This is a genomic window from Thalassotalea coralli (assembly GCF_055786205.1).
In genome coordinates, this window is the sequence record NZ_JBVVBK010000002.1 from 82,041 (window position 1) to 107,955 (window position 25,915).

17 protein-coding genes are annotated in these 25,915 nt (G+C 38.5%); 12 read left to right on the plus strand and 5 right to left on the minus strand.

All coding sequences use genetic code 11. The features are described from left to right. Positions 1-5: 5 nt before the first annotated feature. Genes ACOB80_RS05750 through ACOB80_RS05780 form a run of 7 tightly spaced genes read left to right on the plus strand, consistent with a single transcriptional unit; the run spans position 6 to position 13,145 of the window. Positions 6-314, plus strand: coding sequence for an STAS domain-containing protein (locus tag ACOB80_RS05750; protein WP_473164870.1), 309 nt, complete (start codon positions 6-8; stop codon positions 312-314). 3 nt (positions 315-317) lie between these two features. Beyond that, on the plus strand, positions 318-2,048 hold the full coding sequence (locus ACOB80_RS05755) for an ATP-binding SpoIIE family protein phosphatase (RefSeq protein WP_473164871.1): 1,731 nt from the start codon (positions 318-320) through the stop codon (positions 2,046-2,048). A 31-nt stretch (positions 2,049-2,079) separates the two neighbouring features. Beyond that, positions 2,080-3,012, plus strand: a complete 933-nt coding sequence (locus ACOB80_RS05760; RefSeq protein ID WP_473164872.1) for a diguanylate cyclase — start codon at positions 2,080-2,082, stop codon at positions 3,010-3,012. A gap of 43 nt (positions 3,013-3,055) precedes the next feature. Beyond that, positions 3,056-4,219 carry a response regulator gene (locus ACOB80_RS05765; RefSeq protein WP_473164873.1) on the plus strand — a complete coding sequence of 388 codons (1,164 nt, stop codon included), beginning with the start codon at positions 3,056-3,058 and terminating at the stop codon, positions 4,217-4,219. Continuing rightward, entirely contained in the window at positions 4,219-6,732 is a 2,514-nt protein-coding gene (locus ACOB80_RS05770; RefSeq protein ID WP_473164874.1) for a PAS domain S-box protein, read from the plus strand. The genes ACOB80_RS05765 and ACOB80_RS05770 overlap by 1 nt, the downstream gene beginning before the upstream one ends. Before the next feature lie 18 nt (positions 6,733-6,750). Then, positions 6,751-11,763, plus strand: coding sequence for a PAS domain S-box protein (locus ACOB80_RS05775; RefSeq protein WP_473164875.1), 5,013 nt, complete (start codon positions 6,751-6,753; stop codon positions 11,761-11,763). Between the two features lie 23 nt (positions 11,764-11,786). Further along, positions 11,787-13,145, plus strand: a complete 1,359-nt coding sequence (locus ACOB80_RS05780) for a diguanylate cyclase (RefSeq protein ID WP_473164876.1) — start codon at positions 11,787-11,789, stop codon at positions 13,143-13,145. A 33-nt stretch (positions 13,146-13,178) separates the two neighbouring features. Here ACOB80_RS05780 and yfaE read toward each other — a convergent pair whose 3' ends face one another. From yfaE to ubiG, 5 genes are all read right to left on the minus strand, one after another. After that, positions 13,179-13,436, minus strand: coding sequence for a class I ribonucleotide reductase maintenance protein YfaE (gene yfaE / locus ACOB80_RS05785; protein WP_473164877.1), 258 nt, complete (start codon positions 13,434-13,436; stop codon positions 13,179-13,181). Positions 13,437-13,485: 49 nt separating this feature from the next. Then, positions 13,486-14,616, minus strand: a complete 1,131-nt coding sequence (nrdB, locus tag ACOB80_RS05790; RefSeq protein WP_473164878.1) for a class Ia ribonucleoside-diphosphate reductase subunit beta — start codon at positions 14,614-14,616, stop codon at positions 13,486-13,488. Positions 14,617-14,728: 112 nt separating this feature from the next. Then, entirely contained in the window at positions 14,729-16,999 is a 2,271-nt protein-coding gene (gene nrdA / locus ACOB80_RS05795; RefSeq protein ID WP_473164879.1) for a class 1a ribonucleoside-diphosphate reductase subunit alpha, read from the minus strand. A 389-nt stretch (positions 17,000-17,388) separates the two neighbouring features. Further along, positions 17,389-18,048 (minus strand): HAD family hydrolase, encoded by a 660-nt coding sequence (locus ACOB80_RS05800; protein WP_473164880.1) that lies wholly within the window; start codon positions 18,046-18,048, stop codon positions 17,389-17,391. Then, a complete protein-coding gene (gene ubiG, locus ACOB80_RS05805) occupies positions 18,048-18,758 on the minus strand; it encodes a bifunctional 2-polyprenyl-6-hydroxyphenol methylase/3-demethylubiquinol 3-O-methyltransferase UbiG (RefSeq protein WP_473164881.1) in 711 nt (236 codons plus the stop codon). Before ubiG ends, ACOB80_RS05800 begins: the two co-directional genes overlap by 1 nt. 212 nt (positions 18,759-18,970) lie before the next feature. Between ubiG and ACOB80_RS05810 the strand changes: the two genes are divergently transcribed. The 5 genes from ACOB80_RS05810 to cmk all read left to right on the plus strand — a co-directional run bounded on the left by ACOB80_RS05810 (position 18,971) and on the right by cmk (position 25,847). Beyond that, positions 18,971-19,504 (plus strand): Mpo1 family 2-hydroxy fatty acid dioxygenase, encoded by a 534-nt coding sequence (locus ACOB80_RS05810; protein ID WP_473164882.1) that lies wholly within the window; start codon positions 18,971-18,973, stop codon positions 19,502-19,504. A gap of 298 nt (positions 19,505-19,802) precedes the next feature. Continuing rightward, positions 19,803-22,505: a DNA topoisomerase (ATP-hydrolyzing) subunit A gene (gyrA, locus tag ACOB80_RS05815; protein WP_473164883.1), complete on the plus strand. Its 2,703-nt coding sequence runs from the start codon at positions 19,803-19,805 to the stop codon at positions 22,503-22,505. Between the two features lie 82 nt (positions 22,506-22,587). Beyond that, a complete protein-coding gene (gene serC, locus ACOB80_RS05820) occupies positions 22,588-23,673 on the plus strand; it encodes a 3-phosphoserine/phosphohydroxythreonine transaminase (RefSeq protein ID WP_473164884.1) in 1,086 nt (361 codons plus the stop codon). Between the two features lie 2 nt (positions 23,674-23,675). Then, complete coding sequence (aroA, locus tag ACOB80_RS05825; RefSeq protein ID WP_473164885.1) at positions 23,676-24,956, plus strand: 3-phosphoshikimate 1-carboxyvinyltransferase; 1,281 nt, start codon at positions 23,676-23,678, stop codon at positions 24,954-24,956. Positions 24,957-25,166: 210 nt separating this feature from the next. After that, positions 25,167-25,847, plus strand: a complete 681-nt coding sequence (cmk, locus tag ACOB80_RS05830; protein WP_473164886.1) for a (d)CMP kinase — start codon at positions 25,167-25,169, stop codon at positions 25,845-25,847. Positions 25,848-25,915 lie beyond the last annotated feature (68 nt).

Sequence of the window (25,915 nt, forward strand, 5' to 3'; positions counted from 1 at the left end):
ATAAAATGGCCGTAAAAAAATATTTATCAGATGATAACAAAGAAATATCAATTGCTATTGATGATAGGTTTGATTTCTCTGTTCATCAGGAGTTTAGAGACGCTTATAGTGATTGTATAGCTAGCGGTGCACAATTTACGTTAGATTTATCTAAGACCTCTTATATGGATAGCTCGGCGTTAGGTATGATTTTACTCTTAAAGGATCACGTAGAAAAAATATCTGGAACTTTAGTCATTGCCAACCCAAATGAAGCAGTGAACAAAATACTAGAAATTGCTCAATTTCATCGCTTAATGACTATTGAGAGATAGCGAATGAAAGAGGCGTCACTGGCAAATAAAACAAAATTAGCATTGGTTGTTGACGATTCAGCAATGCAGTGCAAGGTATTAAGCGTTCTACTAAAAGAAGAGGGTTACCGCGTTTTTAGTGCTAATGACGGTGCTCGTGGTGTTGCAATGTATATTAAGTATCAACCGGATTTGGTATTAATGGACATTAATATGCCTGTAATGAATGGTTATGAAGCTGCGCGTAAAATTAAAGCATTGTCTAAGAAAAATAGTTTATGTCCGTTAATTTTTATTACGAGCATGGACACAGATCAAGCCTTTATTGAAAGTATAGAAGCAGGCGGTGATGGTATTTTGGTTCGACCATTTTCTCCTGAAGTGTTTAAAGCAAAAATAAAATCAATTCAACGTATTAGTGACTTATACGGAAAGATAAAAGAGCTTCAACAAGAGCAGCAAAAAGACGCCGAGCTAGCAGAACAATTAATGTCTGGTGTTATCGAGTCTAGAAATTTTGCTCTTGATAGGATAGGGATCCTTAAAAAAGCTGCAACTTTATTCAGTGGCGACATTCAATTAACTGCTTTGAGCCCTAATGGTGATGTGAACGTGCTGTTAGGTGACTTCACGGGCCATGGATTAAGATCTTCCATAGGCGCCATTCCTTTGGCTGAAACTTTTCGAACCATGACTAAGAAAGGATTTTCGCTTAACGAGATAATCACACAAATAAATTATCAGTTACACTCTCTACTTCCACCTGATTTATTTTTAGCAGCTGCTTTTGTTACAGTATCGAGCTACGATGACTCCATCTATGCTTTTAATGCAGGCTTACCAGATACTTACGTTTTTAGTGCTGATGGTACCGTAAAGCATAAATTAAGCTCTCAGCATCCACCTCTTGGGGTTCTTCCCGAATTATTGCCAGATTCAGGTTTAACAATGCTTCCCATAGAATCATCTGATCGTGTGGTATTAATCAGTGATGGAATAATCGAAGCGCGAAATGAAGCTGGCGAAATGTATGGATTAGAACGATTTGAAACATCAGCTAAAGTTGGCATTTTACAAAACAATGTCGCTCAAGCTGTGTCGAAAGATATGAACGACTTTTGTCAACGAATGCCACAAGAGGACGACATTTCGCTAATTGACGTTCCATGTAGTGGTTGGCACCAAACGTTTGAGTTACCAGTCGGCGTGAACAAAGAACATCAAACGAAAGATTTGTTACAAGATGAGCCAGCCTGGCAATGGAAGATTAAGCTAACCGGAGCTAAACTAGCTCAAGTAAACCCTATTCCAATGGCCATGAGTCAAATTCAGGAAATTGAAGGTCATGCTGAGCACTGGCAAAGCTTGTTTACTATTTTAACCGAACTTTTCGTTAACGCGCTTGATCATGGTGTGCTGGGGTTAGATTCCTCAATGAAGTCATGTGCAGAAGGGTTTTCACAATATTTTTCAGAACGAGAGAAACAACTGAAAGCCTTAAAGGAAGGGTTTGTAGAAATCAATTTATATTATTATCCGGGCAGTGCAGGTGGCGGAAATGTGATGATTTCAATCGCCGATAGTGGAGAAGGGTTTGATTTTGGCTTATATAATATTAATAAGGCGCTTAATTTAGAAGAAGGTACAAGTAAGCAATTAAGTGGCCGAGGTATTCAATTAGTCAGCCAACTTTGTGATAGTTTGCAATACTTAGCAAATGGTTCAAAAGTCGTTGCTAGTTATGTTTGGAGTTAATATATAAAGCTCTTATTTTTATCAGGTGTCTATGAATATATTAGTGATAGATGATAATAAGTTTATTCGCGATATTGTCGGATCAATGATCCAAGAAAGTGGGCATCATCCAATTGTCGCAGACGGACATAAATTAGCATTACAGTATTTAGATGAAGAGCGTGTCGATTTAGTTTTAATGGACATTGAAATGCCAGGAATGAATGGCTTTGATTTAACCAAAGAGATTAGAAAGAGCCATGTTGAGTGGATACCTATTATATTTTTAAGCTCAAATGATAGCGAAGAGTACTTGTCTAAAGGCATTGATGTTGGTGGTGATGACTATTTAACAAAACCTGTAAAGCAGGTGATTTTGACTGCCAAGATAAGAGCAATGGAACGCATCGCTCATATGAAAGAGCAACTCGATAAAGCGAATCGAAAGCTAGCACGTTTGACCAGTATTGATCCATTGACTCAAGTGCTTAATAGGCGTGGTTTAGATGATATGTTGAGTAAATCTATTAAGTCTAATAACCGTCACAATGGTGAGCTCTCTATTTTGATGGTAGACATAGACTATTTTAAACCATACAACGACAATTACGGCCACCCAGAGGGCGATAAATGTTTAAAACAAATGGCTCTGATAATGAAAAAGAGTTTAAACAGATCGACTGATTTTATTGCTCGTTACGGAGGGGAAGAGTTTGTTATTGCCCTTCCATTTACACCTATTGATGGAGCAAGATTTAAAGCAAAAGAAATTTTAAAATCTGTGGAATTAGCTGCGATTCCACATGAGCATTCTCCTATTCGTCACTACGTAACCGTCAGTATTGGTATTGCGACAACAGCGAGTAACGGTATGTCTTCAAAGCAGATCATAGAAAGTGCAGACCAAGCACTTTATTTAGCAAAAGAAACAGGTAGAAATCAGTATCAAGTTTTTCAACAACAACACGATGGTAAAAGTTGTTAACTTGCGTTTATTGGACTAGCTACACTATAAGGAAGTCAACTTAATGAATAAACCTAAAGTACTTATCATAGATGATGACGAAAGTTATCTAGAGTTATTATCAGAAGCGCTTGAAACAAACTTTACTATTTATGCTGCGAATTCTCTCGCGGCAGCAGAATCTATATCTAACGAAATTGGCTTTGTCGATATCGCTTTAGTTGATGAATACATTGGAGAAGAAACAGGTTCGACGTGGATCAAAGCGAATTCTGACAAAAATACGGTGGCGACATCATTTGTTTTATACTCAGGATTAGCAACAGAAGAAGCTATTTTAAAGGGGCTTGAGTGTGGGGCAGATGACTTTTTAGCCAAGCCTATTTCTCTGTTAGCGTTGAACAATAAACTCGAAAAGCTCATTGCTTATCAAAATCAAATCAGCCAATTCAAAAGTGATATCTCGTCAAAAGAGCGAGTCATTAATATTTCAATGGCACAAGCGTCAAAATATGGTGCTTGTATGCAACTTACGTCGAAACTTAACCAATGTTTTTCTTATGAAAATATTCGAGATGAAGTGTTCTCTTTTTTGTATAGCATGGGATTACACGGCTGTATTGCCTTTTACCCGTTAAATGAAAAGCCTGCCTATTATAGTTCGCGATCAGGTTTGTGTTCACCTGTTGAAAAAGGGGTGATGGAACTTTTAAAAGTAAAACCTAGACTTTATCGATTTGGAAATAGGACTATATTTAACCACCCCTTAGTTTCCTTATTGATTTTAAACTTAGAAGAAGGGGCGATAGATACAGATATTTATATTGACGCACTAGCCTCTGTTATAGAGTGTATTGGCGCGAGAATGGCGTTTATTACATACAAAAACTCGTTAGTAAATGTTCAAGAACAAATTGAGCAAGCTGTTTCAAAAACCAAACGCATGATAGAAATATCTAAACATCACCATCAAGAGGTGATGGATGAGATTGTTAAGAATATAGGCATGAGCTTTCATGTTCTAGATCTAAATATGGAGCAAGAAGAGTATTTAACTAGCTTAGTGCATAATGCGCTGAAGAAACATACTCAAGATGATGTTAACTTTTTTGAAATTACCGGCCTGTTAGATAAAGCGTTGGAAAAAGTGGATGAGCTTCGTGCTATTAATGATATAGAACAGGACATTGAAGCCACAGAGATTGACGATGAGGATGTGCTATTTTGATGCCGTCAGAATGTTTAACGATTGAAAATATACCTTATGCGGTTGCCTTAATTGATAAATTGGGCGTTATTGTGGATGTTAACAAAGAACTCGAATTATTGTCGGGCTTTGAAAAAAAAAGCATTCAGGGTGAGAATATTGAAAATTTGTTTACTCGCCACTTTTCTCAAAAAAGTTTCATACAGCAATATGGTCAGGAAAAACATTTAAAAGTTGAACATTATTTAAGACTTCAGTGTATCAATAGCAATATTAAACCTTGCATCGTTAAACTCACTAAGTTTAACGATTTGTTTTTGGTTTATGTCGACCACATTACTAGCGCACCTCAATTAGAGGATGAGCATCATTCGATTGATTTTGTTACTAACAGGCAAAATTTCGAAGAAGCCTTTTGGCAGTGGGATATTAAATCAGGTGTTATACATTGCTCAGCACAGGCGATGGAAGTACTTGGCTATCCGAGCGAAAGTTTTGTTGGTAAAGCAACGTTTTGGGAAAAGCATGTTGCTCCCCAAGATATGGTGGAAATTTATCGGCAGGTTAAGCTTCACTTCAAAGGTGAATTACCTTTTATAAATGTTAGTTGCCCAGTTTACACTGTTGAAGAAGAAGTACGTTGGGTGTCTGTCATTGGTAAAATATTTGATTATCAAAATGACAAACCTTATCGAATTTTTGGTTCAGTTAAAGACATCTCGGATTCTAAACGACTGATCCAGCAGTATGAAAAACAAAAGCGTTATTTGCACATTGCTGAAAGGCTAGATAACTCAGGCCATTGGCGTGTTGATTTAACCACTAATGAAATGTTTTGGTCAGGCGGCGTTTTTGATATCTACGGCTTATCGAGTGAAAACTATGTGCCTACGGTCGATTCTTCATTTGAATTATTTTTCGAAGAAGAGCGAGAAAAAGCCAGAACTTACTATCAGCAATCTATCGAAACAAAGGAAGGGTTTCGATTCAAAAGTGTTATCCGTCATGCGCTAGGAAAAAAAGTAAAAATAGAATGTTTAGGCGATGTTGAGTTAGATAATAATGGGGATGTCATCGCTGTTTTTGGGGTTATTCGAGATATTACTAAATCTGAAGAAGTCTTCGAAAAGTTAAAACTGCTTGCGCTCGTTAATTACACGATTAAAGTGCCTATCTTCTTTATTGATGATAAAGACAACGTTGTTTATCAAGATATATCTTCACAACAACATGATCAAAAGCGTGTTTTGTTTAATTATATTAACTTTTCTATTAATGATTACCTGAATTACAAGCGTCAAGCAAAAGAGAAGGGCCAAGTAAAACAAAAAAATATCAGTTTTGATAAATATCACTCGGTTTTTGACTTATCGGTGACCTATGAGCGAGATGAAGGAATTTATATTTGGATTGTTGAAAATGTAACGGATAAATTCCGAAAAGAGCAACAGCAAATTATTAGTAATCGATTAGCACTATTAGGAAATACATTTGGTAATGTTTCTCACGACATCAACAACGTTCTTGGCGTAGCACTCGGTGCGACTGAAATGCTAGAAATCAAGGTATCTCAAGGCGAAAGAGATATATCTAGATATGTCGAACGGGTAAAAAACGCGATTGATAAAGGAAAAAGCGTAACAGAGCGCCTGCTTGCCTTTACGCGAAAGCCACCAGTTAAAGTGATCGAGTTTGATCCTATTAGCGAAGTGGAAGAAAACTTATATCTGTTCAAGCAAATGTTACTTAGCACCATAGAGTTTTCTTTTACTAAACTCAATTCAAATTGCCTTATTACTTTCCCGCAAGGCGAGTTTATTAATATCTTGCTTAATATTGTCTTAAATGCTCAAGACGCCATTAAAGAAAGGGAAGTTAATGGAAAAATTCAGATGAGTGCTCAGGTCATTGATGGCAACCGGTTTGAAATAAAAGTAAAAGACAGCGGTATTGGCATTAAAGAAGAAAACTTGTCTAAAATCTTTGATCCTTTTTACAGTAGTAAATCGTTAAACAAAGGGAACGGTATAGGGCTGGCGAATGTGTATAGCACTATGTATAAGCATAATGGTGAAATACAAGTCTCTGGTACGAGTGATCTAGGTGGAGCTGAATTTACGTTAGTTTTTCGCTGTAAGTCATTTAATACCGCTATAGATCAGAATAGCCCGACGATTTCTTCAGCGGGTATAGAAAACCATTCTTATCTCATACTCGATGATGAAATTAGCATAGCCGAATTTGTTTCGTTATACCTAGATAGCGAGGGTGCAACCACCAATCATGTCACGAGTAAAACTGCATTAGAAGGGGTGTTAAAAGGCAGTCAAACCTACGATGTATTTATCACTGACATGATACTGCCAGATATTTCTGGTCGTGAAGCCGTAGCCTTGGTTAAAGAGCGATACCCTAATATAAAAGTATTGTCGATGAGCGGTTATATCGCGGAACAAGAACATGAATGGGAATATCCTGTGCTAAGGAAGCCCTTTAATTCTAAAGAGTTAGTGTCATTCTTGATGAGTAACTAATAAGCGATAGGAGACATCGTGTTCGGAAGAGTACTGGTCGGCATTGCAGGGAACTACTGGCGAAAAGCAATCATTTTTGGCTTGATTGCTTGTTGTATTCTTCCTTTTACTTTGATGTTAACGGGTGTAGATTTTTCATCGTATTCATCTGGGTACGATGTGACATCCAATATTGAGCTCAGTTCAGAGTTCGCTTTACAACGATTTGATGGGGCGTTCCATCACTTAATTTTGGAGTGGAGCGCTATTGTTGTTGCAGCTATCGCAGCTTTATTGGCGTTTGTCCATTACCGGCTCCACAGCGATATTGCAGTGCCTGTGATAGGCTTAGCGTTGCTTTCAGCTGCATTGTTTGATGCTTATCATATTCTTGCTGCTTCTCAACTCATCACCTCTTCAGCACCCAATCAAGACTTTATTCCTTTTACTTGGGCTTTATCTAGATTTTCTAATAGTATTCTCATGTTACTAGCGGCAGCTATAAGTTTATGGTTAAGCTCTAGGCGACATTTGTATACAAACAAAAAGAAAAGCCTAAGGCTATTACTGTTTATCGGCATAAGCTTTTTGCTGTTTTTTGTGTTTGTGGTTGCAAGTGTTTCTAACAGTGTTTCCTTACCTAAAACAACTTTTCCCTTATCTATAATTACGAGACCCTATGACGTTTTACCGCTAGCCATTTTCTTATGTAGTTCGGTGATTTATTGGCTATGGTTTAGCCAATACAAGTCGATATTAAGGTTTGCAATTTTAGCGAGCATGTTGCCGGAAATCGCTGCTCAACTTCACATGGCATTTGGCTCGACTCAACTGTTTGACTCACATTTTAATATTGCACATTTTTTAAAAGTCATTGCCTACAGTACGATTTTGTTTGGTCTAGCAATTGATATTGCAAATAACAGAGCGCCTTTTGTTGAAAAGGTGCAAAAAAATAGTGAGAAAAATGAGGTTGAAGATCATAGAGCAAGCGGGCAAGCAAAAATAGCGTTGGGTGATGTACGACGACCACTTGTTGTCACCATTCCTTTTGCAGGCTTTATTTTTGCGCTTATTGTTTCTTTATCAATCGGATTATTATTCTATTTAGAAAGTCATAATTTGGTAGAGCGTCAAGAGCAAAGTAAAGTGGTTATGGAATCTGATGTTGTAAAGCCACTTATCCAGCAAATATTTGTTGAGGCAAATTACGATATATCCTTGATGGCTAATGTCGTTGAAAACTCAGGTTCAATATCAAATTACGTAAATGACGGAGCCCAAACTCGTTTATCTAGATCTAAACTGGAGCAGTCGTTTAGCACATTACTTAACTCAAGAAGTTATTATTCTCGAATTAGTTATTTAACGGTAGCAAACAGGCAAGCAAAAGTATCGCTTAGTGTCAGGAAAAAACAAGGGATCGCAGAGGTAATACCGTCAAGGCTACTTGAACAAGAAGTTAAATTAGTTGCTTTAGCGCCTATGATGTCTGTATCGAATGATCAAGTGTTTTTTTCTGATGTGGAAGTATCCTCTGAAACAGGAACTTTACCGCAGGCAAAATTTTACGCGGCTAAACGAATTATTAATTCGGGTTCAGAAAATAACGTGTTTGTTGCGATTGAAATCGACTTATCTATATATTTACAAGAGCTTAAACAAAGTGTTTTAGCGAACATTTCTTTTTATCTTGCCGATGAACAAGGAATGTTTATCTATGCCCCTCATGCTGATGTTCAAGACAAAAACTATGACCTAATTTCTGTTTTTCCAAAACTTGATTCAACAATAGCAAATGGTGGAGTTTCGTTGAACATGCTAGATGTGACTATTCCACATAGTAATTCCAGTATAGCGTATTACCAGCAAGTGCCTTTAGACAAGTTTGGAAATAAGGCTGCGTTACATCTTGTTGTTGAAAATCACAGTCAAGAATACATTCAAGCCGCGCAAAATATGCGTAACAGAACAATAATTACTAGCCTAACGGTAGCCATTATTAGTCTTTTGTTTTCTATATTGATTGCTAGAAAGCTAACGTCTTCTTTAGCCGCGTTAACAAAGAGTGTTTTTGATTATGAAGAACATCAAGTTGTTAAGAATTTACCGACTAAATATAAAGATGAGATTGGGTTTCTTGCGAGAAGCTTTCATAACTTACTGATATCGTTAGAAACCAAATCACAGCTACAAATTGACGCTACCCAAAAGGCTCAGAGTGCTTCTATGCAGCTTGAAGCAATTGTTGATTCCATTGTAGACGCAGTTATCTCAATAGATAAAGAAGGGCGTATTCTTGCTTTTAACCGTGCGGCGACAGAAATGTTTGGTTATGAAGAAGAAGAAGTTTTAGGTAAAAACATCACATTATTGATGCCGGATGAATTTGCTGAAAGGCACGAAAAGAAGCTGGCTAGTTATGACTATTTACTGCAGAAAAACATTGTCGGTAGAGAGCTACCTGCTGTCAGAAAAGATGGTGAAGTGTTCCCTATGCAACTAAGCGTAAGCGAGGTCAAAACGGAGGCGGGCAGCATATTTACTGGACTAATTAGAGACTTTACGGAAACGAAATTAATTGAGGCTGAGCGTCGACGAATATTAAATGAAGCTAATAGTGCTGCCTGGCGTCTTAATTTTGCTTTGTCTGCACCGAAAATTGGCGTTTGGGATTTAAATTTAAAATCAGGACATTTGCAGTGGGATGAGCGAATGTATCGAATATTTGATACAGGCCCAGAATTAAATAAATCCACTGAAGAGCTTTGGCGCTCTATCGTTCATCCAGATGATATTACTGATGTCGAACAACGATTAAACTCCCTGATTGATAAAGGCAAAGAAGCTCAATACCAACATAGAATTGTGCTTAAAGAGGGCCAGATTGCTTATGTGGAAGTGCACGCACAAATCATGTTTGATGACATGGGCAATAAAGAGCGTGTTGTCGGGACATACCGCGATATTACTGAGCAAATAGCCAACCAAAACTTAAAAGAAGAAGCGCTAGATATTGCCAAAAACTCATTGCAACTGAAGTCAGAGTTTTTAGCAAGCATGAGTCATGAGATAAGAACGCCAATGAATGGTGTTATTGGTATGCTTGGGTTGCTTAGTCAAAGTAAATTAACTAAGCAACAAAAGCACCATTTACTGCTAGCAAATTCTAGTGCTCAGTCATTGCTAACCTTAATAAATGATATTCTAGATTTTTCTAAGATCGAAGCTGGTAAACTAGAGTTAGAAATCGTTGATTTTAACCTTCATCAATTATTTGGTGAATTTGCAGAGTCAATGGCGATTAAAGCACAAGAAAAGTCTGTTGAACTGATCTTAGATTTAACGCTAGTTGAAGATATTATGGTTCGCGGGGACCCTAGCCGTTTAAGGCAAGTATTAACTAATCTTGTAGGCAATGCGATTAAATTTACCGAACAAGGTGAAGTTGTTATTAGCGCTGAATTGGTTAAGCAGAAGCAAGGTTTTTGTCTAACCTGCCATGTTATCGATACAGGGATAGGGATCCCTGAAGAAAAGCAGCAACATTTGTTCGACTCTTTCACCCAGGTGGATGCCTCTACAACACGAAAATACGGCGGAACAGGCTTAGGGCTGGCGATCGTACAGCAATTATGTCACTTGATGTTAGGAAATATCTCAGTAAAAAGTGAAGTAAATAAAGGAAGCACTTTTACTTTTGATATTGTTTTAGAGGGAAGTGATGTTGAACCTTTCAACCGTCCTGAGACAAACTTAAAGCACCTTAGCATTCTGTTGATCGATGAAAACGAAACAAATTTACGTGTATTGCAAAAGCAGTTGCAAGGTTGGGGGGCTAGCGTTACTACATCGACATGTGCAAAGCAAGCTACGCATGTTATTGAAAGTCACCGAAGTCACTTTTTTGATATTGCGATTATCGATTATACTTCTTACACCAAAGGAGATGAACCATTAAGTAACGCGATAAAGCAAGGCAATAAATCACGGATGACGAAAGTTATTTTGATGACTCCATTAGACCAGCAAAACGAGCCAAGCTACTTTTATAAGCTTGGTGCTGAAACCTATTTTCCTAAACCGGCTACAACTGCAGATCTTTATCAGTCCATTTCTATTGTACGTAATATGGAAGAAATTCAGTTGGATAATGGGGAAGTGGGACAGTATAAACAAGAAGAAGTCCCGATGCCGAGACAAGCTCGTATTATGATTGTTGAAGATAATCGAATTAATCAAGTGGTATTACAAGGCATACTGAATAATATTGGTTTAACAGCAGATGTTGCTGGTAATGGGTTAGAAGCCTTGGCTTTGCTGAAAGAGTGTCCTGAAGATTATCCGTATGAACTGTTAATTATGGATTGCCAGATGCCTGAATTAGACGGTTACGAAACAACGAAATCTATACGTAAACATCACGCTGGACAACGGTTTAGCTCAATTCCCATTATTGCTATGACCGCTAATGCAATGAAAGGTGATGAAGAAAAATGCTTAGCAGCAGGAATGAATGATTATGCCACTAAACCTATAAATGCAGATCAACTTCAACAAAAGCTAGTGAATTGGTTAGGAAGAAAAGAAGAAGAAAAGGTTGTTGACCAAGCACTTCAACATGACCAAGTCAATGTGGCAGAAAACGTGAATCATCAGAGTCAAGAAGAACCTAAAGATGAATCTGAAAATGATCTAAGAGAGAATATTGTCTGGTGTCAACGAGAGTTTCTCAACAGAGTAAGAAATAATCGAGATCTAGCAGCTAATTTAGTTGCATTATTTGTTGAGGAAACACCTGAGTTAATTAGTAAATTAACTCAGGCTATCAATAGCAAAGATTATGCTGAAATAGCCGCGATTAGTCATAAACTTAAAGGAAGTAGTAATAACTTATCTGCCTATCAACTTGCTTCGATTGTTGAGGAACTTGAGATAGTTTCCAAAGAAAAAGAGCCGATTGATTATGCGTATTGGAATGAACAACTGACCGTTTCTTTATCTAATCTAATTAGTCAGTTAGAGAAATTTAATGTTGAATCAGTCAGCTAAAGGCGGTAAAAAAGGTAATAATTATGAAGTCAATGGAAAGTGATGTGAATTTGACCAACCAATATACTGTTCTAGCAGTAGACGATGCAAAAGATAGTTTAATGCTTTTAGAGTTTGATTTGACTGATGCCGGTTATAAAGTTGTTACTGCGGAGTCAGGTGAGCAGGCGCTTAAGGCTCTAGAACAGTTTGATATTCAATTAATTGTGTTGGATATGCATATGCCTGGTCAATCAGGACTTACAATATTAAAGAGATTGAAGTCTGAATATGGCACTAGGCAAATCCCGGTCATTATGCTGTCAGCCTCAGATGATGAAAATACTATTGTATCTTCCCTAGAGCTAGGTGCCGATGACTATGTGACAAAACCTTATATTCCGAAAGTATTACTTGCTCGAATGTCTAATGCGCTTCGATTTATGGAGCGTACAAAGCAACTAGAAATGGCAGCAAAGACAGATTATTTGACAAAATTACTCAACCGAGGTGGCTTCCAAAAAGAGTCATCGCGCGCCATTAGCCAAGCTAGCAGAGCTCAGTCAGCGATATCTTTTGCAATGTTTGATATCGATCATTTTAAAAAGTTAAACGACCAATACGGCCATGAGGCGGGGGATATTGCACTTCAAGAATTTGCTTCTTTACTGGCAGATAATTTTAGAGACTATGACATCATTGGCCGCATCGGTGGCGAAGAGTTCGCTGTTTGTATGCCAGACACTGCGATTGAACAAGCATTTATCGCGTGTGAGCGTTTTAGAACTGCACTATCGAGTAAAATAATAACGCCTAATAATTCGTCTGATTTAACTGAAATTGTGATCACAGTAAGTATTGGCGTGACAACTTCGCCATCAGCTAAATGTAATTTAGATGAATTGTTGAGGAAAGCTGATGCAATGTTATACCAAGCAAAAGAGCAGGGTCGCAACCAGACGGTTGTTGATCAAGAAGTGAACGCTGCGCCAGAGAATACGCTAGACGCTAACTTGTTAATTAAAGATTTAAATATGCAAGCAGACGCGCCGGTAAATGAGGGGCTCAGCTTTCCTGGTATAGATGCTAAAACGGGTCTAAATAATGTATTAGGTGATGAAGCTTTATTTAAAGAGATTTTGGATATGTTTGTCCAAGATCATGGCGAAGATATCAATAAGATAAAAACCGCGATAGAAAATGAAGATCATAGTTCAACTAAGGCTCTAGTCCATACATTAAAGGGAGTAGCGTGCTCGATTGGTGCTTTGGACTTATTTGAATCTTGTAAAACACTAGATCATGCAATAAACGAAAATAATTATGGTCGATACAAAGAGTTGTTTTCTCCGATAGAAATGGAGCTAGACAAAGTTCTTAAAGGGATAGCTCAAGGCGGGTAAGCAATGAGGTTTACTGCCTCTGGGATACATCTTCTAGTCGATAGAAATATCAATATCTGATACAGGGATACAGCAGCAAGCTAAAATTTCATCATCGCCAACAAATGCAAGAGGTTCACCTTGAGGGTAAAGCACTTGTCCTTTATTGAGCTTAACGCGACAAGCGCCACAAAAGCCGTCTCGGCAGTGATAATGGCACTCCAGTCCATTTGCTTCAATACAATTTAAAAGCGTCTTATCTTGCTCTTTAAAGGTAATAGTATCTTTTTTGTTGATGGTTACGGAAGGCATAAATTAAGAGAAGGGCGTCTACCTAATAAAAGGTGACGCCAATTCGCTGTTATAAGTCGAAATCACCAAAGTCGTCAGTAGACACTGCTGAATCAACTTGGCCAACTAAATAAGAAGAAATTTCTGTTTCTTGCGGTGCTACTTGAACGTTGTCACTAACTAAATAGGCATTCATCCAAGGTAACGGGTTACTTTTTATATCAAACGGCATATCAAAACCAATAGCGGCTAGGCGCTGATTTGAGATATATTCAATGTACTGGTTTAGAATTTGTGCGTTAAGGCCGATCATTGAACCATCTTTAAATAGGTATTGTGCCCATTCTTTTTCTTGTTCAACAACATCAAGGAAAATTTGTAATCCTTGCTCCTTAAATTGTTCAGAAATTTCCTGCATTTCTGGGTCATCTTTACCTGAGGCCCAATTATTTAATATATGCTGCGTACCCGTTAAATGTAAGGCTTCATCTCTGGCAATTAGCTTGATAATCTTAGCATTACCTTCAAGTAATTCACGTTCAGCGAAAGCAAATGAACAGGCAAAGCTAACATAGAAACGAATGGCTTCTAGTGCGTTAACTGAGCAAATAGCTAAATATAAACGCTCTTTTAATTTACGCTCGCTAACTTCTATAGATTTACCTTCTACTTCATAAGTACCTTCACCTTGCGCCTGCAATAATTGGGTTGTGATGATTACATCATCAAAGTACTTTGAAATACTGCTAGCACGCTTTAGTATTGCTGGATTTACAACAATATCTTCAAAAACTTCACTTGGGTCAGTAAAAAGGTTACGCAAAATATGCGTATATGAACGGGAGTGAATAGTTTCACTAAATGCCCAAGTTTCAACCCAAGTTTCTACTTCTGGCAAAGAGACTAAAGGCAATAAAACCGCGTTTACTGAGCGAGCAGCAACACTATCTAATAGTGTTTGATACTTTAAATTAGAAATGAAAATGTGCTTTTCTGAATCGGTTAAACCTTGCCAATCTGCTCTATCTTTTGAAACATCGATTTCTTCTGGACGCCAGAAGAAAGAAAGTTGTTTTTCAATTAATTTTTCAAACGCACTAAAACGTTGTTGGTCGTAACGGGCAACATTAACACTGTTCCCTAAAAACATAGGCTCTAAAAGCGGGTTGTTAGGTACTTGGTTAAATGTAGTGTAGGTCATTTATTGCTCCTTGAGATAGCTTATGTTTTAGTACGTATTAGCTAGCTCGATCGTTCAATGTTTTTTTGTTTATTTATTAAAAAGGCGCCTGATTTAGACGCCTTGGTAAGAACTAGATCTTACAAGCGCCGCCTTCACAGCCATCATCTTCTTCGATGTGACTATCGTCTGCACCATCTCTTGTATTGTGGTAGTAAAGAGTTTTAACACCTAGTTTATAAGCTGTCAGTAAATCTTTGATGATTTGCTTGACTGGTACCTTACCGCCTTCATATTTTGAAGGATCGTAGTTAGTGTTAGCTGAAATTGTTTGATCAATAAATTTCTGCATAATACCAACTAGTTGTAGGTAGCCTTCATTGTCTGGAATATTCCATAACAACTCGTAGTTATCTTTCAGGCGGGTATACTCAGGAACAACCTGTTTTAAAACGCCGTCTTTACTTGCTTTAACGCTAATTAGGCCACGCGGTGGTTCAATACCATTAGTCGCATTAGAAATTTGCGAAGAGGTTTCTGAAGGCATAAGTGCAGATAACGTCGAGTTTCTAACACCGTGCTCTTTAATGCTTTCACGCAAACCTTCCCAATCAAGGTGAAGAGGCTCGCCAGTAAGCTTATCGATTTCCTTTTTGTAGGTATCAATAGGCAAAATACCTTGTGCAAGTTTTGTTTCGTTAAATTTAGGGCAAGCGCCTTGTTCTTTAGCTAACTGGTTAGAAGCTTTCATTAAATAGAATTGAATCGCTTCGAATGTTCTATGCGTTAAATTGTTCGCACTACCATTTGAGTAGTAAACACCATTTTTAGCTAAGTAGTAAGCATAGTTAATAACACCTATACCTAGGGTGCGTCGACCCATAGTAGCGTTGTAGGCTGCTGGAACTGGGTAGTCTTGATAATCCAATAAACTATCTAAAGCACGAACTGCTAAATCTGCCAACCCTTCAAGCTCATCAAGGCTCTCAATTGCACCTAGGTTAAACGCAGAAAGCGTACACAGAGCAATTTCGCCATTTTCGTCATTAATTTCATTTAACGGTTTAGTTGGAAGGGCGATTTCTAAACATAAGTTACTTTGGCGAATAGGCGCGACATTTGGATCAAATGGACTATGCGTATTACAGTGGTCGACATTTTGTAAATAGATACGGCCAGTGCTTGCGCGCTCTTGTGCAAATAGACTAAACAACTCAATTGCTTGAATACGTTTCTTGCGAATTGACTCATCAGCTTCGTATTTTACGTATAGCTCTTCGAATTTATCTTGGTCTTCAAAAAATGCGTCGTAAAGACCAGGTACATCACTTGGGCTAAATAAAGTGATATGCTCACCCTTGATCAAGCGTTGATACATCAATTTGTTAAACTGAACACCGTAATCTAAGTGGCGAACGCGGTTCTCTTCTACACCACGGTTGTTTTTCAACACTAACAGGCTTTCTACTTCTAGATGCCATAGCGGATAGAATAGGGTAGCAGCACCACCACGAACACCACCTTGTGAACAACTTTTAACAGCTGTTTGGAAATGCTTGTAAAAAGGTATACAGCCAGTGTGGAAAGCTTCACCATTTCTAATTGCACTACCTAAAGCACGAATACGTCCAGCGTTAATGCCTATGCCAGCTCGTTGTGAAACGTATTTAACGATTGCACTTGAAGACGCGTTAATTGAATCCAAGCTATCATCACATTCAATCAATACACATGATGAGAACTGACGTGTTGGTGTTCTTACCCCAGCCATAATAGGTGTAGGTAAAGAGATCTTGAATGTTGAAATCGCATCGTAGAAGCCTTCGATGTATGAAAGGCGACTATCTTTTGGATATTTCGCAAATAAACAAGCGGCAACTAAGATATATAAAAACTGAGCACTTTCGTAGATATCGCCAGTAACACGGTTCTGAACTAAGTATTTACCTTCAAGTTGTTTAACAGCAGCATAGCTGAAGTTAAGGTCTCTTCGATGGTCAATAAATTGTTCCATCTGTTCAAATTCGTCTTGTGTGTAATCAGCTAATATATGCTGATCGTAGCGTCCATCTTCCACTAACTTAACGACATGTTCGTAAAGCTTAGGTGGTTCAAACTGACCATAAGCTTTCTTTCTTAGATGGAATATAGCAAGACGCGCAGCTAAATATTGATAATCAGGCGTTTCTTCTGAAATTAGATCAGCGGCTGCTTTAATGATGGTTTCATGAATGTCTTCAGTTTTAATGCCGTCATAAAATTGAATGTGGGATTTTAATTCAACTTGAGAAACTGAAACGTTTTCTAAGTCTTCTGCGGCCCAAGCAATTACTTGGTGAATTTTTTCTAGATCAATTGGCTCTTTCTCGCCATTGCGCTTAGTTACAAAAAGGTTGTTATTCATGAAAAACCTGTATTCTGTTTCGATTATTCTAATTATTGTTAATCTGGATGTTCACGCTAGTGTCAAAATTTTTACTTACACACAACATCTAGGGGGTGAACGCTAAACTTATCACAAGATAATGAGGTTTTTACTGCAATGCAAGCACAAAAATCGCTTTAAAATTTAGCATAAAAGTATTGACATTTATTTTGTTAGTAGTGACTAACTTAGTATCGGTTTTTTAATTTGATTTTTTAAAAAGGCAAACTTTTTTTTCAATTTTTTTTCTTATTAGATTTATTTTGTTTTTTTTAGTTTTATGTTTATTACAAAAAGTAATAAAAGATTTAAACCCTATATAAAACAATGGTGTATAGGGTTTGTGTTATTATTGACCAAGCTGATTGCTAAATAATCATTAAGATATTTTCAGGTACTTCGAATAAAAAATCAGCGTCCCATAAAGAAGTATTATCGGTTGCTTTAATATATCCCCAATTTGCTACACCCGTGATATTCGTCGCTCGATTTCCCGCTTGAATATCACGCAAGGCATCGCCGACATAAAGACATGTGCTAGGTGATCGATTCATTTGTTCACAAGCAAACAAAATTGGCTCAGGATCAGGTTTTCTTTTCGTTAAAGTATCGCCAGCGACCATTACTTTGCATGTGTTAAATTCTTGGTAGTGAGGTAGAAGTAACAACGTTAGGTCTTCAGGCTTGTTTGTTACTATGCCCCAAGGAATCGATTTATTGTCTAGTGTTGTTAGGAGCTTAGCAATGCCAGGATATAACTTGGTATGTTGGGCGATATTCTGTTGATAGTACTCAAGGAACTCTTTTCTTAACGATTCGTAGTCATATTCCTTAAGCTGGTCACCAAAACCAAGTTCAAGTAATCCTTTGGCTCCATCTGATGCAACGGGGCGATATAGTTCAGGAGAAACTGCCGGCATACTATGCTGACTTAATACATAGTTAAGAGCAGCCCCTAAATCGTCAGCAGTATCGAGTAAGGTGCCATCTAAATCGAACAGCACGCTGCTAATTTTATTGTTATTCATTATGCTAGCTTCTCAAAACACAAAATGTAATTTACGTCTAGAGAGTCAATGAGTTTGTGATTCTCGGTTAACGGGTTGTAATGAATACCTGCAGCATCACGACATTTTAAGCCTGATGCTTCTGCCCAACGAATAAGCTCTGATGGTTTAATAAATTTCTCATGTTCGTGGGTGCCGTCAGGCACTATTTTCAACAGCTTTTCGGCAGCAACAACCGCTAATAAATAGGCTTTTATTGTTTTGTTTAAGGTAGAGAAAAAAACAAGCCCACCTGGCTTGACCATTTTTGCGCATGACGCAATCACAGAAGATGGATCTGGAACGTGCTCTAACATTTCCATACAGGTGACGAAATCATATAATTCCGCGCATTCCTCTGCTTTTTCTTCAGCAGTTATACGCTGATATTCAACCTGAACCCCCGACTCTAAAGCGTGAAGTTTCGCTACATTTAACGGCTCTTCACCCATATCTATGCCCGTTACTTTAGCACCTAACTTGGCTAAACTCTCAGCTAAAATACCGCCGCCGCATCCGACATCAATAACTTTCTTTTCGAAAACGTCTTTTACGTGTTGTACGATAAACTGTCTTCGAACGGGGTTAATTTGATGAAGCGGCTTAAAATCACCGTGTAAATCCCACCATTGGTGAGCAACTTGTTCAAATTTTGCGATTTCTTCAGGACTAACATTGATTGAATCTGACATAAGGAATTCTGGTTATATTAATTGAAATTTATCAAAAAAAGTTAATGACATTCTAAACCAATCTTATCGTTTAAGTTAACGCTTTTAATAACTATTTTTTGGTAGCGCTTTTCACGCGGGGTCAGTATATGAATTAGTGAGAATTCTCATGTCTTGACCTTATACGGAAAAATGACTAATTTAGTACAAATGTATAAAAATGGAATTCAGGTATGAAAAATCTAGTAGAACAACTTTCCACGTATAAAAGCGTGCATTTAAACAAGAGTAATATAAAAACACACTTTATCGGCATTCCTTTAATTATTTGGTCTGTCGCTTTATTAGTGTCATCGTTATCTTTCACTGTCGCGATCAACGATTTATCTATTCCCGTCAACGCAGCTGCAGTGCTGGGCGGAATAGTTTTACTTTACTATGTATTGCTATCTAGGCCATTAGCATTCATGTCGATTATTTTATTTGGGCCATTAATGTATAGCGCCATTGCAACAGCTTCCATCGATGGGCATTACTGGATAGCGTTCGGTGTATTTACTGTTGGCTGGATTTTTCAATTTATTGGCCATGCTTATGAGAAGGCGAAACCGGCATTTGTTGATGATCTCAATCAGTTGTTTATTGGTCCTCTATTTCTGCTCGCTGAAATTTATTTTGCATTAGGCTTGAATAAAGAATTAGAAGCAGAGGTGAAAGAAGAAGCTATTATTAAACGAAAAGCCTTTGAGGCGAAAACGACGAACTAAAACGGTAGTTTTAGTGCCTTGGCTAAAGTTTAGCCAAGGACTGTTCGTTTTATATTAATGACCGTGCTTGAAAGTTATACAACCGAATTACTCTTTTCAAACATCTTTTATTTAATTTCTTTTAAATCAATTAATTAGCCTCTCTAAAACAAGAAAGAAATAATAGCTTGAAATCCTTTGATATCCAGCGCAAAATGACAGGTTATTATAGTGGTATTGTCTCACTAACGAGTGTGTTATCATTCGCGTCAATACAATAATAATTTCCAAATCTCAACGTTAGGGATACAGTCGATTTATGTCCGATCTGGCAAAAGAAATACTTCCCGTCAACATTGAGGACGAGCTGAAAAGTTCTTACTTAGATTATGCAATGAGTGTAATCGTAGGGCGTGCTCTTCCTGATGTACGAGACGGTTTAAAACCTGTACACAGACGTGTGCTTTATGCAATGAATGTGTTAGGTAATGATTACAACAAGCCTTACAAAAAATCAGCGCGTGTCGTTGGTGACGTAATAGGTAAATATCACCCGCATGGTGATACAGCTGTATACGATACGATCGTTCGTATGGCTCAGCCTTTCTCACTCAGATACATGCTGGTAGATGGCCAAGGTAACTTTGGTTCTGTAGATGGCGATTCCGCTGCGGCAATGCGTTATACGGAAATCCGTATGGCGAAAATCTCCCACTCTATTTTAGCTGACTTAGATAAAGAAACTGTAGATTTTGTTCCTAACTACGATGGTACAGAACACATCCCAGCAGTTATGCCTACGCGCATTCCTAATTTGCTGGTAAATGGTACTTCTGGTATCGCAGTTGGTATGGCGACAAATATTCCGCCACATAACTTAACTGAAGTTATTAATGGTTGTCTTGCGTTAATCGAGAACGACGACATTACTATTGATGAACTTATCGAGCACATTCCAGGTCCAGACTTTCCAACAGCAGGTATCATTAGTGGCCGTGCTGGTATTATGGAAGCTTATAAAACAGGCCGCGGTAAAATTAATATCCGTGCTCGTGCTGAAATTGAAGTAAACGAGAGTACTGGTAAAGAAACCATTGTTGTTCATGAATTGCCATACCAAGTAAACAAAGCTCGCCTAATCGAGAAAATGGCTGAGCTTGTTAAAGATAAGCGCATTGAAGGTATTTCTGCTTTACGCGATGAGTCTGATAAAGACGGTATGCGTATGGTTATCGAAATCAAGCGCGGTGAGGTAGGTGAAGTTGTATTAAACAACCTATACAAACTAACGCAGATGCAAGTGTCTTTTGGCTTGAACATGGTTGCCTTAACTAATGGTCAGCCAAAACTGTTTAACCTTAAAGAAATGCTTGAAGCTTTTGTGCTTCATCGCCGTGAAGTTGTTACTCGTAGAACGATTTACGAACTAAGAAAAGCACGTGATCGTGCTCACATCTTAGAAGGCCTTTCTATTGCTTTAGCTAATATCGATCCTGTTATTGAATTAGTTAAAAATTCAACTAACCGTAAAGATGCAGAAGAAAAACTTGTTGCACAAGGTTGGGCACTTGGTAACGTAGCCGGCATGCTTGAAACGGCTGGTACTGACGCTGCTCGTCCGGAATGGTTAGAGCCAGAATACGGTATTCGTGACGGTTTATATTACCTGACTCCTGAGCAAGCAAAAGCGATTGTTGACCTACAACTTTATAAGTTGTCAGGTATGGAACACGAAAAGATTCTAAATGAGTACAAAGAGTTATTAGACTTAATCGCTGAGTTGTTGCACATTTTAGAAAGTCCAGTTCGTTTGATGGAAGTAATCAAAGAAGAGCTAGAAGCGATTCGTGACGAATTTGGTGACGAACGTCGCACTGAAATTACTAACGCTTCTCATGATCTAAATCTTGAAGATTTAATCAACGAAGAAGATGTAGTAGTGACTTTATCTAACGAAGGTTATGTTAAGTACCAAGCATTAACCGATTACCAAGCGCAACGCCGCGGTGGTAAAGGTAAAGCTGCGACTAAGATGAAAGAAGAAGATTTCATCGAAAGGTTATTAGTGGCGAATACTCACGACACTATTTTATGTTTCTCTAACCGCGGGAAACTATATTGGTTGAAAGTATATCAGTTGCCGTTAGCGAGCCGAACCGCTCGTGGACGCCCAATAGTCAACTTATTGCCTTTAGAAAATGATGAGAAGATTACGGCAATTCTTCCAGTACGTGAGTACGAAGAAGATAAATATATCATCATGGCGACTGCTTCAGGTACAGTGAAGAAAACGCCACTTACAGCATACTCAAATCAACGAGCTAACGGTATTATTGCTCTTAACCTACGTGATGACGACACCCTTATTGGTGTTGATATCACTGACGGTAGCAATGACATTATGCTGTTCTCAGACGAAGGTAAAGTTGTTCGCTTTAATGAGAAGCAACGTGACAGCGAAACTGGTGAAGTTAAGTTAGATCCTGAGACAGGTGAAGAGCTATTGGCACTTCGTCCTATGGGCCGAACAGCAACGGGTGTTCGCGGTATCAACTTAGAAGAAGGTCAAAAAGTTGTCTCATTAATCGTACCGAAAAACGATGGTGCAATTCTAACGGTAACTGAAAACGGCTACGGTAAGCGAACTGCGATAGAAGAGTATCCTGCTAAGAGTCGAGCAACTAAAGGTGTTGTATCTATCAAAGTGAGCGAGCGTAACGGTAAAGTTGTTGGCGCGGTTCAAGTTGAAGAGCAAGACGAAATCATGTTGATTACTGATAGCGGTACTTTGGTAAGAACACGTGTTAACGAAGTAAGTGTGATCGGTCGTAACACCCAAGGTGTTCGTATTATTCGTACTGCCGATGACGAACATGTTGTTGCACTTCAGCGTATTGACGAAGTTGAAGAAGAGGAAGGCGCGGAAGAGTTACCGGAAGGTGCTGAGCAAGTGATTGAATCTTCGGAAGAGTCAGAACAACAAAAAGATGAAACGCCAAGTGAAGATGCTAGCGACGAATAGCTAAGCAATTAAATATCAAAATAGGCGGCTAACACCGCCTATTTTTTTTCCTAAATTAGAAGAGAGTGAGGTAGTAAACGATATGTCAGTTATCTATAACTTTTGTGCAGGACCCGCTATGTTACCTGTGCCCGTTATGGAAAAAGCACAGCAAGAATTTATAAACTGGCAGGGCACAGGATGCTCGGTCATGGAATTAAGTCATCGAAGTAAAGAGTTTATGGCTCTTGCTCAACATGCAGAAGCAACACTTCGCACTTTGATGGATATTCCTGACAATTATCGTGTTCTTTTTACTCATGGCGGCGGTCGCGGCCAATTTTCAGCGATTCCGTTAAATCTGCTACCTAAGGGTAAGTCAGCTGATTATATTGTTTCTGGCTCTTGGTCTAAAGCTGCTGTCGCCGAAGGAAAGAAGTTTGGTGACATTCGCGCTATCAATGTAATTGAGGAAGTAGAGGGCTTGAAATCGGTAAAACCGGTTTCTGAGTGGCAGCTAGACTCAAACGCTGCGTATGTGCATTACTGTCCAAATGAAACTGTTGATGGCATTGAAATGTTTGACATTCCTGACACAGGTAACGTGCCACTTGTCGCTGATATGTCTTCTACCATACTGTCGCGAAAAATGGATATTTCAAAATTTGGCTTAATTTACGCAGGTGCTCAGAAAAACATAGGCCCGTCAGGCTTGTCTATCGTTATTGTTCGTGAGGATTTAATAGGTCATCAGCAGTTAGAAACGCCTTGTATTATGGATTATAAGTTAACGGCAGATAACGATTCCATGTACAACACGCCTCCGACATATGCCTGGTATTTAGCAGGATTAGTGTTTGATTGGTTAACGGCGCTCGGCGGTGTCGGCCACGTTGAAGAAATAAACAAGAAAAAAGCGCAATTACTTTATGACTATATTGATCAAAGTGACTTTTATTCGAACTCAATTGCTAACGAATACAGAAGCCGAATGAACGTACCATTTTGGTTAAATGATGAGTCTTTGAATGATGCATTTTTATCACAAGCAAAACAAGCAGGGCTGCTAGCTTTAAAAGGTCACCGAATGGTAGGAGGCATGCGAGCGAGCATTTATAACGCGATGCCGATTGAAGGCGTTATCGCCTTGGTTGAATTTATGAAAAGTTTTGAACAGGGGAACCAGTAATAATGGAACAGTTAACCTTAAACCCAATTAATAAAATTAATGGCGAAGTATTCTTACCTGGCTCTAAAAGCCTTTCAAATCGCGCTTTATTAATTGCGGCTTTGGCTAAAGGTACAACCAAAATAACCAATTTGTTAGTGAGTGATGATATCAATCACATGCTAGAAGCCCTTACTAAATTGGGCGTTCAATATAAATTAAGTGACTGTGGAACAGAGTGCATTGTTACCGGAAATGATGGCTTTTTTGAAGTATCTGAACCAACAGAGTTGTATTTAGGTAACGCAGGAACAGCAATGCGTCCTTTATGTGCAGCGTTAGCGGCAAGTAATGGTGAATTCGTGTTAACGGGTGAGCCACGCATGAAAGAAAGACCCATTGGTCATCTTGTTGATGCGCTTTACCAACTTAATGCTGATATCGAATATTTGGAGAATAAAGATTACCCACCGGTAAAAATTACTGGAACTGATTTATCTGGCGACAAAGTCACGATAGATGGTTCTATTTCTAGCCAGTTCTTGACGGCTATTTTAATGGTAGCACCACTGTTAGGCTCAGATACTGTTATTGAAATTGACGGTGAACTCGTATCTAAACCTTACATTGATATTACGTTAGATATCATGGCGCGTTTTGGTGTTTCTGTTGAAAATAATGATTATCAATCATTTTTAGTAAAAGGTAATCAGACTTATCAAGGCCAAGAACGTTATATGGTCGAAGGGGATGCATCGTCTGCTTCCTACTTTTTAGCGGCAGGTGCGATTAAAGGCGGCGAAGTTACTGTGCATGGTGTCGGCAAACTCAGTGTACAAGGCGACAAACACTTTGCTGACGTTCTGGAAAATATGGGCGCTGAAGTCATCTGGAACGACGAATCTATCACGGTTAAAGGTCAACCATTGAAAGCTGTAGATATGGATATGAACCATATACCTGATGCGGCTATGACTATAGCCACTGCCGCACTATTTGCTGAGGGCACAACCAGTATTCGTAACATTTATAACTGGCGAGTAAAAGAAACTGATCGTTTGCATGCGATGGCTACTGAGTTGCGTAAAGTTGGCGCAGAAGTAGAAGAGGGTGAGGATTATATCTCAGTTACGCCTCCTAAACAGTTGGTTCATGCAGAAATAGATACTTACAATGATCATCGTGTTGCCATGTGTTTTTCATTAGTTGCGCTAAGTGATACGCCTGTCACTATAAATGATCCAAAATGTACTGCTAAAACCTTTCCTGACTACTTTGACAAACTTGCTCAAGTAGCTAGTTAACGTTTTATCTATCCAAGCCAATTAAAGCAACGTTGATTAATAATTGTAATATAATCAACGTTGTTTGAATTTTTTCTCGTTAATCACCAACTAATTCCCGCTATTTAATACAATTACGTTCTAAAATTGTTACAGAATAATTTTTTAGGCGATTTTAAAAAACATTTCCCGTATAATGCCCGCCGATTTTCGACTTTAGGAGAAAAATGTATGCAGGAAAGCGTTCCTATTATTACCATAGACGGCCCTAGTGGTGCAGGAAAAGGCACTGCTGCTAGATTAGTCGCCGAACGTTTAGGCTGGCATTTACTCGACAGTGGCGCGATTTATCGTGTCCTTGCGGTGGCGACTCAGTACCACCATTTAAATATTGAAGATGAAGAAGCACTGATCCCAATTGCTGCGCATTTAGATGTTCAGTTTGTCATTAATGAAGACGGTAACAGCAAGGTTGTGCTAGAAGGTGAAGACGTCACCGATACCATAAGAACTGAAGAGATTGGCGCAATAGCTTCGCAAGTAGCTGCATTTCCTCGCGTTAGGGAAGCATTATTACGCCGTCAACGCGCCTTTAGAACAGATCCAGGCTTAGTTGCAGATGGTCGCGATATGGGCACAGTCGTGTTTATCGATGCACCGGTAAAAGTCTTTTTGACAGCTAGTGCAGAAGAAAGGGCGCATAGACGATTTAATCAGTTGAAGGAAAAAGGGTTTGATGTTAAAATCGGGCGCCTTTTGGATGACATACGTCAACGAGATGAGCGTGATCAAAATAGAAGTGTTGCGCCATTAGTACCTGCGGAAGGTGCGTTACTTATTGATTCTACTGAACTTTCTGTGGATGAAGTGGTAGCTAAAATCTTGTCGTATGCCAATGAAAAATTAGCATAAATCGCCAGTTTTTTAGGCGGTTTATAACTGGAAACCCAATGTAAGGATGTATTGGGTATTTTTAACAA

Coding starts and splice junctions, on each gene's coding strand:
- ACOB80_RS05780 (WP_473164876.1), top strand. CDS start 11,787: ATGAAGTCAATGGAAAGTGATGTGAATTTGACCAACCAATATACTGTT.
- ACOB80_RS05765 (WP_473164873.1), top strand. CDS start 3,056: ATGAATAAACCTAAAGTACTTATCATAGATGATGACGAAAGTTATCTA.
- serC (WP_473164884.1), top strand. CDS start 22,588: ATGTCAGTTATCTATAACTTTTGTGCAGGACCCGCTATGTTACCTGTG.
- ACOB80_RS05800 (WP_473164880.1), bottom strand. CDS start 18,048: ATGAATAACAATAAAATTAGCAGCGTGCTGTTCGATTTAGATGGCACC.
- nrdB (WP_473164878.1), bottom strand. CDS start 14,616: ATGACCTACACTACATTTAACCAAGTACCTAACAACCCGCTTTTAGAG.
- ubiG (WP_473164881.1), bottom strand. CDS start 18,758: ATGTCAGATTCAATCAATGTTAGTCCTGAAGAAATCGCAAAATTTGAA.
- ACOB80_RS05760 (WP_473164872.1), top strand. CDS start 2,080: ATGAATATATTAGTGATAGATGATAATAAGTTTATTCGCGATATTGTC.
- ACOB80_RS05770 (WP_473164874.1), top strand. CDS start 4,219: ATGCCGTCAGAATGTTTAACGATTGAAAATATACCTTATGCGGTTGCC.
- ACOB80_RS05755 (WP_473164871.1), top strand. CDS start 318: ATGAAAGAGGCGTCACTGGCAAATAAAACAAAATTAGCATTGGTTGTT.
- ACOB80_RS05750 (WP_473164870.1), top strand. CDS start 6: ATGGCCGTAAAAAAATATTTATCAGATGATAACAAAGAAATATCAATT.
- nrdA (WP_473164879.1), bottom strand. CDS start 16,999: ATGAATAACAACCTTTTTGTAACTAAGCGCAATGGCGAGAAAGAGCCA.
- gyrA (WP_473164883.1), top strand. CDS start 19,803: ATGTCCGATCTGGCAAAAGAAATACTTCCCGTCAACATTGAGGACGAG.
- ACOB80_RS05810 (WP_473164882.1), top strand. CDS start 18,971: ATGAAAAATCTAGTAGAACAACTTTCCACGTATAAAAGCGTGCATTTA.
- aroA (WP_473164885.1), top strand. CDS start 23,676: ATGGAACAGTTAACCTTAAACCCAATTAATAAAATTAATGGCGAAGTA.
- cmk (WP_473164886.1), top strand. CDS start 25,167: ATGCAGGAAAGCGTTCCTATTATTACCATAGACGGCCCTAGTGGTGCA.
- yfaE (WP_473164877.1), bottom strand. CDS start 13,436: ATGCCTTCCGTAACCATCAACAAAAAAGATACTATTACCTTTAAAGAG.